This window comes from Solicola gregarius (assembly GCF_025790165.1).
Lineage (GTDB): Bacteria > Actinomycetota > Actinomycetes > Propionibacteriales > Nocardioidaceae > Solicola > Solicola gregarius.
The window spans coordinates 3,141,252-3,157,543 of the sequence record NZ_CP094970.1 but is presented as its reverse complement, the minus strand read 5'-3'; the positions used below and the strand labels follow the sequence as shown (position 1 = coordinate 3,157,543).

General features: G+C 67.9%; 12 protein-coding genes. 7 read left to right on the top strand and 5 right to left on the bottom strand.

Features of this window, described 5'->3' with window-relative positions:
* Nucleotides 1-62: 62 nt before the first annotated feature.
* Entirely contained in the window at nucleotides 63-1,100 is a 1,038-nt protein-coding gene (gene trpS / locus L0C25_RS15515) for a tryptophan--tRNA ligase (protein ID WP_271632582.1), read from the bottom strand.
* 177 nt (nucleotides 1,101-1,277) lie between these two features.
* Here trpS and L0C25_RS15510 point away from each other — a divergent pair, with 177 nt between their 5' ends.
* Nucleotides 1,278-1,778 carry a SigE family RNA polymerase sigma factor gene (locus tag L0C25_RS15510; RefSeq protein ID WP_271632581.1) on the top strand — a complete coding sequence of 167 codons (501 nt, stop codon included), beginning with the start codon at nucleotides 1,278-1,280 and terminating at the stop codon, nucleotides 1,776-1,778.
* Nucleotides 1,771-3,036 (top strand): sialidase family protein, encoded by a 1,266-nt coding sequence (locus tag L0C25_RS15505; protein WP_271632580.1) that lies wholly within the window; start codon nucleotides 1,771-1,773, stop codon nucleotides 3,034-3,036. The genes L0C25_RS15510 and L0C25_RS15505 overlap by 8 nt, the downstream gene beginning before the upstream one ends.
* A gap of 20 nt (nucleotides 3,037-3,056) precedes the next feature.
* Here L0C25_RS15505 and L0C25_RS15500 read toward each other — a convergent pair whose 3' ends face one another.
* Nucleotides 3,057-4,334 (bottom strand): hemolysin family protein, encoded by a 1,278-nt coding sequence (locus L0C25_RS15500; protein ID WP_271632579.1) that lies wholly within the window; start codon nucleotides 4,332-4,334, stop codon nucleotides 3,057-3,059.
* Between the two features lie 209 nt (nucleotides 4,335-4,543).
* Between L0C25_RS15500 and galK the strand changes: the two genes are divergently transcribed.
* From galK to L0C25_RS15485, 3 genes are all read left to right on the top strand, one after another.
* On the top strand, nucleotides 4,544-5,644 hold the full coding sequence (galK, locus tag L0C25_RS15495; RefSeq protein WP_271632578.1) for a galactokinase: 1,101 nt from the start codon (nucleotides 4,544-4,546) through the stop codon (nucleotides 5,642-5,644).
* A 163-nt stretch (nucleotides 5,645-5,807) separates the two neighbouring features.
* Nucleotides 5,808-6,656: a prephenate dehydratase gene (locus L0C25_RS15490; protein ID WP_271632577.1), complete on the top strand. Its 849-nt coding sequence runs from the start codon at nucleotides 5,808-5,810 to the stop codon at nucleotides 6,654-6,656.
* A gap of 37 nt (nucleotides 6,657-6,693) precedes the next feature.
* Nucleotides 6,694-7,818 (top strand): GNAT family N-acetyltransferase, encoded by a 1,125-nt coding sequence (locus L0C25_RS15485; RefSeq protein ID WP_271632576.1) that lies wholly within the window; start codon nucleotides 6,694-6,696, stop codon nucleotides 7,816-7,818.
* Between the two features lie 12 nt (nucleotides 7,819-7,830).
* Here the strand turns inward: L0C25_RS15485 and L0C25_RS15480 are convergent, their stop codons facing one another.
* The gene (locus tag L0C25_RS15480; RefSeq protein ID WP_271632575.1) at nucleotides 7,831-8,499 is read right to left on the bottom strand and encodes a class E sortase; all 669 of its coding nucleotides are present in this window, start codon (nucleotides 8,497-8,499) and stop codon (nucleotides 7,831-7,833) included.
* Nucleotides 8,500-8,518: 19 nt separating this feature from the next.
* Nucleotides 8,519-13,618: a DUF7507 domain-containing protein gene (locus L0C25_RS15475; protein ID WP_271632574.1), complete on the bottom strand. Its 5,100-nt coding sequence runs from the start codon at nucleotides 13,616-13,618 to the stop codon at nucleotides 8,519-8,521.
* Between the two features lie 221 nt (nucleotides 13,619-13,839).
* Here L0C25_RS15475 and L0C25_RS15470 point away from each other — a divergent pair, with 221 nt between their 5' ends.
* Together L0C25_RS15470 and L0C25_RS15465 are read left to right on the top strand one after the other, a co-directional pair.
* Nucleotides 13,840-15,240, top strand: coding sequence for an LVIVD repeat-containing protein (locus L0C25_RS15470; protein ID WP_271632573.1), 1,401 nt, complete (start codon nucleotides 13,840-13,842; stop codon nucleotides 15,238-15,240).
* Nucleotides 15,241-15,273: 33 nt separating this feature from the next.
* Nucleotides 15,274-15,990, top strand: coding sequence for a DUF305 domain-containing protein (locus L0C25_RS15465; protein WP_271632572.1), 717 nt, complete (start codon nucleotides 15,274-15,276; stop codon nucleotides 15,988-15,990).
* Nucleotides 15,991-16,054: 64 nt separating this feature from the next.
* On the opposite strand, the gene L0C25_RS15460 is transcribed toward L0C25_RS15465, so the two are convergent.
* Entirely contained in the window at nucleotides 16,055-16,243 is a 189-nt protein-coding gene (locus L0C25_RS15460) for a hypothetical protein (protein WP_271632571.1), read from the bottom strand.
* Nucleotides 16,244-16,292 lie beyond the last annotated feature (49 nt).

Here is a 16,292-nt window from a genome sequence, read left to right as displayed (position 1 = left end):
CCGGAGGTATCCGATAGCGCCCCGTTGGCTCGGGTGATCCCGCTGCCCTGGTCGACGCGGCGCTATCGGACGCGACCGACGAACCCGACACGCCGGTAGACCTCGGCGAGGGTGTCCGCGGCGACGTCACGGGCCTTCCTGGCGCCGGCGGCGAGCATCCGGTCGAGCTCCGCACGGTCGGCGAGCAGCTCGCTCGTACGCTCGCGGATCGGCGTAACGGCGTCGACGACGATGTCGGCGAGGTCGACCTTGAGGTGGCCGTAGCCCTTGTCGGCGTACGCCTGCTCGAGGTCGGCGACGGCGCGACCGGTGAGCGTGGAGTAGATGGTGAGCAGGTTGGAGACGCCGGGTTTGTTCTCCTCGTCGAAGCGGATCTCGGTGCCGGAGTCGGTGACGGCCGAGCGGATCTTCTTCGCCGACCTCTTCGGGTCGTCGAGCAGGTCGACGATGCCCGCCGGTGAGGACGCCGACTTGCTCATCTTGATGGTGGGGTCTTGCAGGTCGACGATCTTGGCCGTCTGCGCGACGATGTGCGGCGCGGGCAGCCGGAACGTGTCGCCGAAGCGGTGGTTGAACCGTCCGGCGAGGTCACGGGTGAGCTCGAGATGCTGGCGCTGGTCTTCGCCGACGGGTACCCGGTCGGCGTTGTAGAGCAGGATGTCGGCCGCCTGCAGCACGGGGTACGTGAAAAGTCCGACCGTGGCGCGCTCGGTGCCGCCCTTGGCGGACTTGTCCTTGAACTGCGTCATCCGGCTCGCCTCGCCGAACCCGGTGATGCAGCTCAGCACCCAGGCGAGCTGGGCGTGCTCGGGCACGTGGCTCTGCACGAACAACGCCGACTTCGACACGTCGATGCCGAGCGCGATCAGCTGCGCGGCCGATCGGTACGTCCGCTCGCGCAACGTGTCGGGGTCGTGCTCCATGGTGATCGCGTGCAGGTCGACGATGCAGTAGTACGCGTCGTACTCGTCTTGCAGCGCGATCCACTGGCGCAGCGCACCGAGGTAGTTGCCGAAGTGGAACGAGTCGGCGGTCGGCTGGATGCCGGACAGCACGCGTGGCCGCTCGGCACGCGACGACGGGGCGAGATCATCGGGCATGGCGGCATTCTGCCAGGGCGGCCCGACACGCCCGCCGCGTCCTCGCGATTTGGGCCGTTGCGGCCCGTTTCGCGCCCGGAAACGGGCCCGAACGGCCCACATCTGGAGGATCGTCCGCCGCGATGCAACCTCGCGCCGGCGTCGCTGGTCGTGTCCAATGAGAGCCCGGGGAGGGTCATGGACGACCAGGCGGAACGTCATCTGCGCGAGGTGCACGGCGCGTCGTACCGACGACTGGTCGGCCAGCTGTTCGCGGTCTGCGGAGACCTCGCGGAGGCCGAGGACGTCGTGCAGGAGGCGTTCGTACGCGCCGCGCAGCACGCAGCGCGCTTCGTCCGGGTCGACAACCCCGAGGCATGGCTACGGACGACTGCGGTGAACCTGAGCCGGACGCGGCACCGGCGGCGCGTCCTGGGTCAGCGGTTGCTGATGCGCGAGCTGCCGCCGGTCTCGGCGTCCGAGCTGTCTCCCGACCGGGTCGCGGTACTCGACGCGCTGCGACGGCTGCCGTCCGCGCAGCGCGAAGCCGTCGCGCTCCATCACCTCGCCGACCTGCCCGTCGACGAAGTCGCCCGAAATCTCGGGGTATCACCCAACACCGTCAAGTCGCGCCTCCGGCGAGGACGTGCCGCCCTGGCCGAGCTGCTGGACGTACGGGAGGAGGCTCCCCATGCCTGACCTCGATGACCTACTCGATGAGTCGTACGCGGCGTACGCCCGCGAGTCGGCGCGTCCGAGCGACGTCGATGCACTGATTCGGCGGGGTGCGGTACGCCGGCGGCGCTCGCACGTGCGCGTCGTCGGCTCCGCCGTGCTCGCCGCCGCGGTGATCGTCGTGCTCGGCGTGGTCGGCATCGACCGCGGCTCGGATGACCGCCCCGAACCGGCACCGTCGCCGACGCCGCCGAAGTCGCTGAAGCTGGACGACCTGACGCCCGAGCAGGTTGTCAACGACGAGGAGGCGCAGCTCTACAGCTTTGCGGTGTCCGAGGACGACCCAGACGTTCGTGCCAGCGTGTGGCACCTGTGCTCCAACGACCGCTGTCGACACGAGCGCACGGTCGTTGCCGTCACAGAGGACGGCTTTCGAACGGCCGAGTACGAAGAGTTCGAGAACTACGACGCATACGCTCAGATCGCCGCCTTGCCGAACGGGTCCTTCTCCGTTCAGCCCCACAACGAATCCTTCCTCCTCTCGGCGGAGGGCGAACTCAGGCCGCTCGAAAGAACGGAGCGTGTCGGTCCCGTCGGCGACGGCGAAGTCGTCCCGCGGTACGGCGGCATCGCGATCGACGCCGAGGCGGCAACCGAACACCCGATCGACGCCCCTCCCGACACGCACGGGCTCGTCGAACAACCGGATGGGCGGCTCGTCGGGATCGCATACTCCGAAGGCAATTCGGCGACTTGGCGCGCGGTCTGGTCCGATGACGGCGGTCAGACCTGGGGCCAGCATCCGCTACCCCGTCGGGCTGGCGGCATCTTCATGATCGCCGACTCGGCCGAACCCGACACGATCGCCATCGTCGAGGGTGCGGATGGTGCGACTGTCCTCCCGTTCGTCGCAGTACACGTCTCCCGCGACGACGGAGCGACATGGCAACGGTTGCCCGCCCTCGGCGGCAACGGCCGGATCCCGGAGGCAACAGTCGACTGGGCCGTCGTACGCAGCGACGGCGCTCTCCTGGCGCAGGTCGACTGGGGCGGCGACGCGCCCCCGACGTACCGCCCAAGCGGGCCGGTGATCAGCGCCGGGCTCGACTGGTCGCAGATGCGCCCATCGAACGACGGGCTGCCGGGCGACGGCACGGACGCGATGCATCTGCTGCAATCCGTGACCGGCGACGACGAGGCGACGTTGTACATCTCGGAGGGCTCACGGATGTACGTGTCGACCGACGGCGGCAGCAGCTGGCAGGAGACCGCGGGCCGCTGAGCTGCCGCGGTTCCGCAGGACTACGCGCGGCTGACGTGGATCCGGGCGACCCGACGGCCGTCCATCTCCGACACCCGGAGCCGGTAGCCCTCGAACTCGCATTCGTCGTCGACCGTCGGCACCCGCCCCAGCACGGCGATCAGGTAGCCGGCGACGGTCTCGTACGGGCCCTCGGGGAGCTCGATGCCCGTCTCCTCGGCGAAGTCGTCGAGGTTCAGCAGCCCGTCGACCTCGACGTCGCCGCCGGTGAGCCGCTCGGTCACCTGGCCCTCGGCGTCGTACTCGTCGCGGATATCGCCGATCAGCTCCTCGACGAGGTCCTCGAGGGTCACGATGCCGTCGGTGCCGCCGTACTCGTCGATCACGATCGCGAGATGGGCACCGAGACTGCGCATGTTGCTCATCGCGGCCAGCACGTTCAGGGTGCCGGGAACCATCGGTACGTCGCGGGCGAGGTCGGCCACGTGCACCGACGACCGGCCTTCCAGGTACGGGTCCATCAGGTCGCGTACGTGGATGAACCCAAGCACGTCATCGGGTGTCTCGCCGATCACCGGATAGCGCGAGTGCGCCTGACTCGCCACATGCTTGATCGCCTTGTACACAGGCATTGTGCCGTCCATGAAGTCGACCTCGGTACGCGGCAGCATCACCTCGCGGACCTGACGGTCACCAGCGGAGAACACATCATCGACGATCTGCCGCTCCTCATCCGACAGGCTGGTCTGGCTGCGTACGAGCAGCCGTAGCTCTTCCTCTGTCATCTCCTCGCGCGCCGCCGTCGGGTCGCCACCGAGCAGGCGTACGACCGCGTCCGTCGACACCGACAGCAGCCAGATCACCGGCTTGGAGATGCGCGCGATCCGATCGACCGACGGCGCGAGCGCGAGTGCGACCGGCACGGTGCGTTGCAGCGCCAGCCGCTTCGCGACGAGCTCGCTCAGCACGATGGAGAAGTACGAGATGACGATCGTGATCAGCACGAGTGCGACCGCCGACGCGACGCCCTCGCTCATCCCCCAGTCGACGAAGGTCGGCGCGAGGTCGTCCGCGAGCGTCGCACCGCCGAACGCCGCAGAGAGGAAGCCCGCGAGCGTCACGCCGATCTGCACCGCCGACAGGAACCGGTTGGGCTCCGAGGCCAGCCTGGCGACGGCCGCGCCGCGCCTGCCACGATCGGCGAGGGTGCGGACCTGCCCTTCGCGCAACGACACGAGTGCGATCTCGGCGGCGGCGAACAGCCCGCCGATCACGATGAAGCAGAAGATCAACCCGACGTTGAGCAGTACGTCGCTCACGTACGACCTCCCGCGTCCACGTCAACAGCCTAGTGCCCCGAATCAGAAGTGCGACGCGCCCTTCGCCGCCTCAGCGGCGCTCCGCAGCGTTCTCCTCGTCGGAAATAGGATCTACTATGACTTTCCTCGTCGGCCTTGCGGAGCATCCACTCAGACGACGCCTGTCGACGCCGCACCTCTGATTCGGGGCACTAGTGGAGACTGTGCACATGGACGCGCCACCCGTCGGCCGCTGGTCAGCACCCGGGAGGGTCAACCTGATCGGTGAGCATCTGGACTACAACGGCGGACCCGTGCTGCCGATCGCGATCGACCGTCGCACCGACGTGAAGGCGAGACTCCGCGACGACGGGCGCGTACGCGCATGGTCCGACCTCGCCGAGCACTCGATCGAGTTCGGCGCCGACGTCGAGCCCGGCGAGGTGACCGACTGGGGCGCGTACGTCGCCGGTGTCGTCTGGTCGCTGCGCGAGGCCGGCCATCCGGTGCCCGGTGCCGACGTGGTGATCAGCTCCGATGTGCCAACGGGTGCAGGGTTGTCATCATCGGCCGCGATCGAGTGCGGCGTCGCGGCGGCGCTGCTCGGCTCGATCGGCGTCGACGTTCCGCCCGTCGAGGTGGCCCTGCTCGCGCAGCGCGCGGAGAACGACTACGTCGGCGTACCTAGTGGGTCGATGGACCAGCTCGCCGCGATGTGCGGAGCCGAGGGACACGCGCTGTTCATCGACACGGCCGCTACGCCGCCGAAGGTCGACCCGGTGCCGGCGGACTGGACGGCAGACGGGCTGCGGCTGCTCGTGATCGACACCCGAGCATCGCACTCGCTCGCGGACGGGGAGTACGCGAAGCGGCGGGCCGAATGCGACACTGCGGCCGAGCAGCTCGGGTTGAAGCACCTGGCCGATGCGGGACTCGACGCGGTACTGCGGATCGAGGATCCGGTGATCAAGGCGCGCGTACGCCACGTCATCACCGAGACCGCGCGTACCCGGTCTGCGGTACGCGCATTGCGCGAGCGGCAGTGGAACCAGCTCGCGACCCTGTTCACGGCATCGCACGCCTCACTACGCGACGACTTCGAGGTGAGCGCGCCCGAGCTCGACATCGCCGTCGATGCCAGCCTCGAGGCGGGAGCGCTCGGTGCCCGCATGACGGGTGGCGGCTTCGGAGGCAGCGCGATCGCACTCGTACCCGCCGACCGCGCCGAAGCGGTCGGCGAGCGGGTGCGGGCGATGTTCGCCCATGCGGAGTTCGCCGAACCGCGTACGTTCATGGTCGCGCCGGCCGCCGGGGCGCGACGCGACGGCTGACGTCTCGCGCCGGTTTCGTCCACAGGTCCTGCCGCGCCTCTTGGGGTCTATGTGGCATCGGTCCAATAGGACTGGTGCTATGCCACATAGACCCAAGCGCGGCTACCCGCCCACAAGACAGACCCGCGGTCGACGCGTACGCGAGCCACGCCATGATGGGGCAGTGAGCAAGATCGCGTACCAAGGTGAGCCCGGCGCCAACTCCGATATCGCGTGCCGCGACGTCTTTCCCGACTGGGAGCCGATGCCCTGTGCGTCGTTCGAGGACGCGTTCGCCGCCGTCGGCGAGGGCAGCGCCGAGCTCGCGATGATCCCGATCGACAACTCCAGCGCCGGCCGCGTCGCCGACATCCACCATGCGCTGCCGACGTCCGGGCTGCACATCATCGGCGAGTACTACCTGCCGATCCATTTCGACCTGATGTGCGTGCCTGCGGCCACCGAAGACACCATCCGGTCGGTCTACAGCCACCAACACGCGCTCGGTCAGTGCCGGCAGGTGATCCGCGATCTCGGGCTCGCACCCATGATCGCCGGTGACACTGCCGGCTCCGCGCGCGAGATCGCCGAGTGGGACGATCCCACCAAGGCGTGCCTCGCGACCTCGCTCGCAGGTGAGATCTACGGCCTGAAGACCCTGCGTACGCGGGTCGAGGACGAAGCGCACAACACGACCCGCTTCATCATCCTCAGCGCCGAGCCGCGACCCGCCCCGCAAGGCGACGGCCCGACGGTGACGACGTTCGTCTTCAACGTACGCAACGTGCCGGCCGCCCTGTACAAGGCTCTGGGCGGCTTCGCCACCAACGGCGTGAACATGACGAAGCTGGAGAGCTACATGGTCGGCGGGCTGTTCTTCGCGACGCAGTTCCTCGCCGACGTGGAGGCCCACCCCGACGACCGGCCGCTCGCCCTCGCGCTCGAGGAGCTCGCGTTCTTCACCACCGACGTCACGATCCTCGGCGTCTACCCCGCCCATCCTTTCCGCCTCGACCAGCAGCACCACGCGTGACGGAATTCCGTTGCCCGTCGCATTCGACGCTGCAACGATGAAGGGCATGAGGTTCCCCGACGACGTGCCCGTGCTGACCGACGGCGTCGTGACACTGCGCGCGCATCGCGAGTCCGATATCAGCCCGATGGTCGAGATGGCCCGTGACCCGGAGTTCATCCGCTGGACGACCATTCCCGACCCGTACGACGCGAGCAACGCGCGGCACTTCGTCGACGAGATCGTGGGCCCGGGCTGGGAGCGCCATCACCACCGCGGCTGGGCGATCGAGTACCTCGGCGACGACGGAGTGGCGCGCTTCGGCGGCAACATCGACGTACGCGGCGTCGGCGTCGCGGACGTCGGCTTCGGGCTGCACCCGGCGGCACGCGGGCGCGGTGTCATGGCGCGCGCCATCCGGCTCGCGTTGCGCTGGGCGTTCGAGCGCGGCGGCATCGAAGTCGTGCACTGGCGCGCACATGTCGGCAACGTCGCGTCGCTACGTACCGCATGGGCGACCGGGTTCACGCTGCACGGGACCGCACCAGACTTCCTGTGGGAGCGCGGTCGCGCCCTCGACGCCTGGACGGGTTCGATCCGTCCCGACGCCGACGGCACCCCCCGTACGCCCTGGTGGCGCTCGCCGGTCATCGAGGGCGAGAAGGTGCGGCTGCGGCCGTTCAAGGACACCGATGTTCCCCGGATGGTCGAGGCGTGCTCCGACGCCACGACCCGGTTGTGGATCCCGCTGTTGCCCGATCCGTACACCGAGGCGGACGCGCGTACGTACCTCGCTGCGGCGTCCTGGCAGGCCGCGACGGGCTCGATGGCGGCCTGGTGCATTGCGGATCCCGACACCGACGAGCTTGCCGGCAACATCGCGGTACTGCGGATGAACGCGCGTACGGAGACCGGCGAGATCGGCTACTGGATGCACCCCTCTGCACGCGGACGCGGCATGGTGTCCGAGGCCACGCGGCTCGCCGTACGCCACGCGCTCACTCCCATCGAGCAAGGCGGCGTCGGCCGGCGTCGCCTCGAGCTGTTCGCTGCGACGGAGAACGGACCCAGCAACGCCGTTGCGCGCAACGCCGGCTTCGACTTCGTCGGCACCCGGCATCGGGCCGAGCGACTGTCCGACGGCACCTATGCGGACGTGAACGAGTACCAGCTGCTCGGATAGCGCTCCGCGCCGCTATGACGGTGCAGTGGTGGCCGTCGTACGCTCCGTCGGCCGCGTGTCGACCAGGTGACCGAAGGCTACGAGTCGCCCGTCCGTGTGGAACAGCTCCGCGCACGTGACGAGCGTGATCAGCCGGCGGGAGTCCGCCACAGCGGGATAGTCCGGCCGCGACTCCATCACCCAGCCCTCCGAGAAGTCGACCTCGAGCTCGTCGCCGTCCATGTCGAGTCGATATTCGTACGTACGGGTGCGGGTCTCGATCTCCACACGGTCGCCGGCACGCAGCTCGGGGAAGTCCGCGAACGGCTCCCCACGCGTCACCCGGTGACCGGCGAGCACGAAGTTGCCGCGCTCGCCGGGCCCGGCAGTGCCCGGCTGGTGGCCGACTCCGGCAGACAGATCGTCGTCGGAGACGCCCTCGATGATCGGCACCTCGAAGTCGTCGCCGAAGCGTGGAATCCGCAGCACGGCGCTCGCCTCGCCCGACCCGGCCGCTTCACCGGACTGCCAGCGCTCGTGTAGGTCGTCGAGCTGGTTCTGCTGCGTCTGTCGCGCCACGATGTTCGTGCCGATGTACTCCCACGCGACATAGCCGAGCCCTGCGACACCGGCCAGGACGAGCACGATTCCCGTCGCCATCAACCACTTTCGCCGCCGCGTGCGCGTCGCCGGTCGCGTCATCAGGCCCCTCGTTCGCGAATCAGTCCTTCCGCCTGGAGCGGCCGGCGGCGATCAACACCCCACCGGCGACGAGACAGGCGATTGCCAGGGCGATTGCGCCCCATCCGATCATCGCACCCGTGTCGGGCAGATCGTCGTCATCGTCGTCCACGGTCGCGACCGTCTCGTCGTCGATGCCGGAGATGATCGGGTCGTCGTCGGGGTCCGTGGCCGTGACGGTCGCGGAGTTGGTCAGCGGCTCACCGGTCAGGTCGTCCTCCACGACGGCGTATGTCGCGGTGCAGACGACCGTCTCGCCCGGGCTGAGCACGCGAGACCCAGGCGGGCATGTCACCGGGCTCATCGCGCCGTGCCCGTTGAACGACTCCTCGTTGACCGTCGGACGCTGCAGCGGCACGTCGCCGGTGTTGGTGATCTTGAACGAGTACGTGACCACCTGGCCCGCCTCGGTGACCTTGTCGGTGTCGGACGTCTTCACGATGTCGATGCCCGGCTGCGGACCGTGTGCCTTCTTCGTCGGAATGCTCTCGTTGTCCGGGTTGGAGTCGACCGGGTCGCCGCTCGGGTCGCCGCCCGTTGCCGTCGCCGTGTTGCGCAGCGGCTCACCGGTCAGATCGTCACCGACCACCTGGTACGTCGCCGTGCACTCGACGGTGTCGCCGGGAGCGAGCTCCTGGGCGGCCGGCGGGCACGTCGCCGTGCTCATCTCGCCATGTCCGTTGAACGATCCCTCGTTCACCGCGGTGTCGCTGAGCGTCACATTGCCGGTGTTGGTGATCGCGAATGTGTACGTCACGAGCTGACCGGGCTTGCTTGCCAGGTCAGTATCGGAGGACTTCTCCAGCTTCAGGCCCGGCTGCTGGTTGCTCGGGATCGTCACGGAGTCCTCGTTGGAGTCGACCGGGTCATCGCTCGGGGGCGTACCGTGCGCGACCGCGGTGTTGTCCAGCCGGCCACGGTCGACGTCGGCCTGCGTCACCTCGTACGTCGCCGTGCAGGTCGCCGAGGCACCGGGGGCCAAGGACTCCGTGCCAGGTGCGCACACGATGTCGGACATCTCGCCCGAACCATCGAACTCGACCTCGTCCACGCCGACATCGCTCAACGTCACGTTGCCCGTGTTGGTGACCGCGAAGGTGTACGTGACCGGCTGGCCCACCTCGGTGATCTCGTCCTTGTCCGCAGTCTTCTCCAGCTCCAGGCTCGGCTCCCTGTCGCTCGGAATCTGCACGGAGTCCTCGTTGGAGTCGACCGGCTCGTCGCTCGGCGTCGTACCGTGCGCGATCGCGGTGTTGTCGAGCGCGCCACGATCCACGTCGGCCTGCGTCACCTCGTACGTCGCCGTGCACTCCATCGACTCGCCAGGTACCAGGGTCGCACCGGAGGGCGGCACGCAGTCGAGCTCGGACAGCTCGCCGGAGCCGTCGAACGAGAGCTCTTCCACCTCGACTTCGTTCTCGGTCACATTCCCGGTGTTCGTCACCACGAACGAGTAGTCGATCGTCTCGCCCGCGGTCAGCTCGTCGGTATTGTCGGCCGACTTGTCCAGCGTGAGGCCCGGCTCGTGATCGGCCGGGATCGTCGCGGAGTCCTCGTTGGAGTCGACGGGATCACCAGTAGGTGGTGTGCCGTTCGCGATCGCGGTGTTCTCCAGCTCGCCGCGGTCGACGTCGGCCTGCGTCACCTCGTACGTCGCCGTGCACGTGACCTGGTCGCCCGGCGCGACCGAAGCAGCACCTGGCGGGCACTCGATATCGGACAGCTCGCCCGACCCGTCGAACGCGACCTCGTCGACGCCGACGTCGGCCATCGTGACGTTGCCGGTGTTGGTCACCACGAACGAGTAGTCGATCGTCTCCCCGGCGGTCAGCTCGTCGGTGTTGTCGGCGGACTTGACCAGCGTCAGCGCCGGGTCGGCCGCGATCGTCACGGTCGCATCGTCCTCGTTGGACTCGACCGGCCCTCCGTCCGCCGTGCCCTGAGCGACGGCGGTGTTGTCGACCGATCCCTGATCGACGTCGGCCTGGGTCACGTCGTACGTCGCCGTACACGGCATGACGTCACCGGGTTCGAGGAAGCCGGCGGGACACTGGACGCCGGACAGCTGGCCGCTGCCGGTGAACGCGGTCTCGGCGATCTCGATGCCGTTGACGGTCACGTTGCCGGTGTTCTCGACGATGAACGCGTACCTGACCTGGTCGCCGGACTGCTCGACGGTGGTCGGCCGGACCGTCTTGTTCAACGCCAGTTCGGGCGACTGGTCGGCAGTCACCACCGCGTTGTCCGGGTCGGAGACAGGCGGGTCCATCCGGAACGGCGGATCTGCTGTCGCGGTCGCGGTGTTCTCGATGCTGCCGCGGTCGACGTCTGCCTGGGTCGTCTCGTACGTCGCCGTGCACTCCGTCGACTGACCCGGTGCGAGGATCACCGGCGTCGGACACACCACGAACGGATCCTCGCCGGAGCCCGTGAACTGCGACTCGTCGATCGTCGGATCGGACAGCGACACGTTGCCGGTGTTCGTCACCTCGAAGGTGTAGGTGATGGTGTCGCCCGGCGCGTCGTACGTCGCAGGCGAGGCGGCCTTCTCCATCGCGATCTGCGGATCGCGATCCGTCCGGATCAGCGCACGGTCGGTGTTCGACCGGACCCGGTCGCCGGTCGGAGGCTGCCCAGACGCACGGGCGACGTTCAGTATTGCCGGGGAGTCGACGTCGTCCTGGGTGACCGAGTAGTCGGCTGTGCAGGTCATCGTCTCGCCCGCGGGCAGCGGATCGGTCGGACAGGTGATGTCACCAAGCGGGTCGGAGCCACCGAAGTAGACGTCGTCGACCGAGACGTCGGTGACCGTCACGTTGCCGGTGTTCTCGACCTCGAAGCTGTACGTGACGTTGTCGCCGGCCTCGTCGACGACGGTCGGGTCGACGGTCTTGGTCAGCGAGAGCTCCGGGTGGGCCGGGATCGTGAACTCCGCGGAAGCCGGGTCGGAGACCGGCGGCTCTCCGTTAGCGGGCGTGGCCGTCGCCGTCGCAGTGTTGTCGACCTCGCCGGCATTGGCGTCGGCCGCCGTCGCGGTGTATGTCGCGGTGCACGTCACTGCCTGGCCCGGAAGGAAGTTGACCGTCGGGCAGTCGACCTGCGGCGGCGGCCCCGTACCCGAGAACGCGGTCTCGGTGAGCTCCGGATCGGACAACGTGACGTTGCCGGTATTGGTGACGACGAACGAGTACGTCACCTCCTCGCCGGGTCCGGACACCGTCTCCGGATCGACGGACTTCTCCAGGTCGATGCCGGGCGCCGGGTCCGCGGGTATTGCGAAGTCGTCCTCGTTGCTCTCGACGGGTCCGCCATCGGGATCGGTGCCGTCCGCGACAGCTGTGTTGTCGATCTCTCCCGCGTCGACGTCCTCCTGGGTGAGCGTGTACGTGGCCGTGCAAGGCATCTGCCCACCCGGTGCAAGGATGCCGGCGGGACAGGTGATGTCCGACATCTCACCGCTGCCGCTGAAGCTGACCTCTGACACGTCGACGTCGGACACCGTCACGTTGCCGGTGTTGCGCACGAAGAACACGTAAGTGATCTGCTGGCCCGCCTCGAAGTCATCGGGATTCGACGGGGAGCCGGACTTCGTCAGCGTCAGCTCGGGGTTCGGCCCCTCGACCGGGGTAGATGTGCTGTCGGGGTCCGACGTGACTGTGTCGTTGGTCGTCTCGACGTGGCCACTGGCGGTGGCGGTGTTGTCGACGCTGCCGTTCGACTCGTCGGCGTCGGTGATCGTGTACGCCTGGTCGGCCGTGCAGTTCGTGCTTGCACCCGCAGCGAGCTCGGTCGCCTCGCAGGTCACCGATCCGACCGTGTCGTCGGTGACTTCGACGGTGTCGAGCGGCAGGTCGCCGGTGTTCGTGACCGTGAAGTCGTACGAGATCTGGTCACCGGCGTCGGTGATGCCGTTGCCGTTGACGTCGACGGGGTCACCGGCCTGCTTGTCGATCGCGATCGAGACCGGTCTGGCCGAGTTGGTGATCGTACATTCGATGTCGTCACCGACGCCGACATCGACATCGGCGCTGGTACCTATTCGTCCGGTCGGCAGCGAGGTGTCGACCTCGCCGTTGCGCGTACACGACCAGTCCGTCACGTAGTTGTCGAGATTCGCGTTCGTGGTCTCGCCGAGCGTGAAGGTGCTTCCTTCGGCATCCACGACGACGGGCACGTCGACAGACGCCGAGTCGCCGGTCGGCCCGGTCGAGTCCGACCCGATGGTCGCGCCGGAGGAGTCCTGGATCGAGATGTCGGCGCTGTCGCCGCTGAATCGACCGTCGACGGCCTTGTTCAGCGTGACGGCCGAGATCAGCACACCGAACGAGACGGCTTGCAGGCCGCCGCCCTGCATGTGCTGCGAGAACGTTGACGGGTTGGTGGACGAGACGATCGCCGTACCGGTCTTGGTCGAGGTGCCCTGGCCGGTGCACGTCACCTCTTTCGTGCCGATGCCGGTGAAGCCACCCCCACAGGCATTCCCGAGACCGGTACCGGTGCGAGTTGCCGTCAGTGAGGTGATGGGGTCGCTCGAGTTCCAGGTGATCGACTCGTCGGCGTCGGTCGACTCCGCGTCGGCACCGACCAGGGCGTAGCCGTCGACGACCTCACCGGAACTGCTCGTCAGCTCGATGTCGGACAGCTCGAGATCGGTGTCGGTGGCGTTGTCCTGCTGATAGAACGCCGGCTCCCCCGAGACGCCCGTGTAGAAACCGTTGTTGCCGAGATACGCATCCGAGTACGTGGGGAACGCCGACGAGGTGGCCTCACCGCCGTCCGCCGTCAGAGTGAACGCGAGCGTGTAACCGCCCGGGATCGACACCTCGAAGTCCTGGCCGTTCTGGGCGTCCTGCCAGTCGACGTCGGACAGGTCGAACCAGCACAGGGTGTCCGCGTAGGTACCGGTGCCAGAGTTCGCGAAATCACAGGACGTATCGGTCTGGGCGTGCGCCGCCGGAGGGTCGATCGCCGGGACGACGAGGGTGGCGGCGAGCGCGAACACCGCCATCAGCACGTACGTCGCCCGACGCCACCGGGGCAGGCGGCGTCGGCTGGCGGTCCCGAGTTCGTACTGCGGCATCGCGGTTCCTTGCGTACTCGGCGATTCTCCGGTGACCAACACGTTCGGTGACCGGAGTTCGACAGACGGCGACCGCGAGATTAGCACCCGTTTCGGGCCGGACGCGAGCAAAAACGCGGCGGTTCGCCGCAGGAAGCCGATGACCCAGATGCGCCGCCGCCCCGTTGACATCCGGCGCTGGTTACGCAAAGTATTGGGGAGGTCACTTTGGGAGTGGACATATGAATATGCGTCTCGCAGGATTCCGCGACAGTCTGCCGCCGCGCGCGCTCGTCATCGGCGCCGCAACTGCCGTCGTCGTCGCAGCGCTCACGGCGCTGTCGGCCCCGGCGCCGGCCGACGACGATGAGGCTCTCAAGGCCGGCGAGGTCTCGCACAGCAAGAACGTCAACCGGGTCGGGCACGTCCCCAAGCGGAGTCCCCTCAGCGACTTCAACAGCGATATCGCGTTCCACGGCGACTACGCCTACGGCGGCAACTACTCCGGCTTCACGATCTTCGACATCGCCAAGCCGAGGAAGCCGCAGATCGTCAGCCAGGTGTTGTGCCCGGGTGGCCAGGGCGACGTATCGGTGAGCCCCGACGGCAACCTGCTCTTCTTGTCGGTCGACTACGAGCGTACGAACAACACCTGCAACAGCGAGTCGGCGAGCCCGACCGACGAGCGCGTCTGGGAGGGCATGCGGATCTTCGACATCAGTGATCCGAGCGCACCGGAGTACGTCGGCGCGGTACGTACGTCGTGCGGGTCGCACACGCACACGATGATCCCCGACGACGCGGGCGAGTCGATCTACCTGTACGTCTCGTCGTACGGTCCGTCGAAGGGTTTCACCAACTGCAAGCCTCCGCACGACTCGATCTCGGTCATCGACGTACCCCTCGACGACCCCGGTTCCGCGTCCGTGGTGTCGACTCCCCGGCTCTTCCCCGGTGGAGGCGGACCGGGCACGAGCGGCTGCCACGACATCACGGCGTACCCGGACCGCAATATCGCCGCCGGTGCCTGCATGGGCGACGGCATCCTGATGAACATCGCCGACCCCGTTCACCCGAAGGTGATCGACCGGATCCAGGACGAGAACTTCGCGTTCTACCACTCGGCGACGTTCAGCAACCATGCGACGAAGGTGGTCTTCACCGATGAGCTCGGCGGCGGAGGCGCCCCCGTCTGCAACGAGGAGACCGGGCCGAAGCACGGTGCCGACGCGATCTACGACGTCACCGGAGCGGGCAAGAAGCGGGAGCTGGCGTTCCGCAGCTACTTCAAGATCCCTCGCTACCAGCAGGACACCGAGAACTGTGTGGCACACAACGGCGCACTGATCCCGGTGAAGGGCCGTGACGTCATGGTGCAGTCGTGGTACCAGGGCGGCGTCTCCATTTGGGACTTCACCGACTCGTCCAAGCCGAGGGAGATCGGGTACTGGGAGCGCGGCCCGATCTCCGACGACACGCTCGAGGTCGGTGGGTCGTGGTCCGCGTACTACTACAACGGGTACGTCTACTCCAGCGACATCACCGAGGGCCTCGACGTGTTGAACGTCCGCGGGCTGCGGAGCGCGAAGCGGGTCGAATGGGACGTCTTCAACGGTCAGACCCAGTATCAGTACCCGGAGTGACGGCGTACGGGTCGGGCAGAAGGGCTGAGCCAGATGATCAACACCACCTCCGTACGAGCGCTGGCGATGGCCTCCGCGTGCATCGGCACAGTGGTCATGGCGACACTCGTCGCGCCGGGAGCGACCGCGGCATCCGATGACGGGCGTACGACCGGCGCCGACGCGCCGGTGATCCTGCCGCAGGCGCCGGGCGAGCGATCGGATGCCGTGGCGCCGCGGTCACCTCTCGTCCAGCGGGTCCTGACGGCCTCGGCGAGCGCGGAGCAGGCGAATGCCGCGGACCGGGAGTTCGTCATGATGATGATCCCGCATCACTACCAGGCGATCGTCATGTCGCGGCTCGCGCCGCAACGGGCCGGTGACGAACGCGTGCGCACCATCGCCGACCGGATTCGTACGGAGCAGAACCTCGACATCATCTCGATGCAGGGCTGGCAGGGGCGCGAAGACCTCCCGGTGACCGACGCCGAAGAGAGCTACCAACGGCTGCTGGACGATCCGGAGATGCTCGAGCAGATGGGGATGGCGACCCGTCAGGAGATCGCCGGCCTGCGGAGGTCGGACGGACGTCCCTTCGACCGCGCGTTCCTGCGCCTGATGATTCCGCACCACAAGGGCGCGATCAGGATGGCCGAGGACGTCGCGTCGCGGGGCAGTGACCTGTTCATCCGGCAGCTGGCCATCGACATGATCTCGGCACAGAGCCGCCAGGTGTACGACATGCGCCAGATCCGGAAGAGCTGGGGCTGAAAACTCCCGAAACCAACCGACCCGCGAGGAGTTCCTCGCGGGTCGGCGTGAGACTCTTCGCGGATCAGCTCACGCGTACCCTGATCACCCGGCTGTTGATCCACTTGCGGAAGTCCGGCGTCTTGACGTGCACGCGCAGTGAACGCCTGCCGTCCATACCGAGGATGACTCGGACGCGGTAGCGACCGTTGTCGTTGCTCGTCACCTGCGCTCCCGACAGGTTGGTCCACTTGCCGTGCAGCTTGGCCTGCACCCGGACCCTGGACGGCGGCGCGGGCATCTTGTCACGGCCGTATCCGAGC

Coding starts and splice junctions, on each gene's coding strand:
- trpS (WP_271632582.1), bottom strand. CDS start 1,100: ATGCCCGATGATCTCGCCCCGTCGTCGCGTGCCGAGCGGCCACGCGTG.
- L0C25_RS15510 (WP_271632581.1), top strand. CDS start 1,278: ATGGACGACCAGGCGGAACGTCATCTGCGCGAGGTGCACGGCGCGTCG.
- L0C25_RS15505 (WP_271632580.1), top strand. CDS start 1,771: ATGCCTGACCTCGATGACCTACTCGATGAGTCGTACGCGGCGTACGCC.
- galK (WP_271632578.1), top strand. CDS start 4,544: ATGGACGCGCCACCCGTCGGCCGCTGGTCAGCACCCGGGAGGGTCAAC.
- L0C25_RS15485 (WP_271632576.1), top strand. CDS start 6,694: ATGAAGGGCATGAGGTTCCCCGACGACGTGCCCGTGCTGACCGACGGC.
- L0C25_RS15480 (WP_271632575.1), bottom strand. CDS start 8,499: ATGACGCGACCGGCGACGCGCACGCGGCGGCGAAAGTGGTTGATGGCG.
- L0C25_RS15475 (WP_271632574.1), bottom strand. CDS start 13,618: ATGCCGCAGTACGAACTCGGGACCGCCAGCCGACGCCGCCTGCCCCGG.
- L0C25_RS15470 (WP_271632573.1), top strand. CDS start 13,840: ATGAATATGCGTCTCGCAGGATTCCGCGACAGTCTGCCGCCGCGCGCG.
- L0C25_RS15465 (WP_271632572.1), top strand. CDS start 15,274: ATGATCAACACCACCTCCGTACGAGCGCTGGCGATGGCCTCCGCGTGC.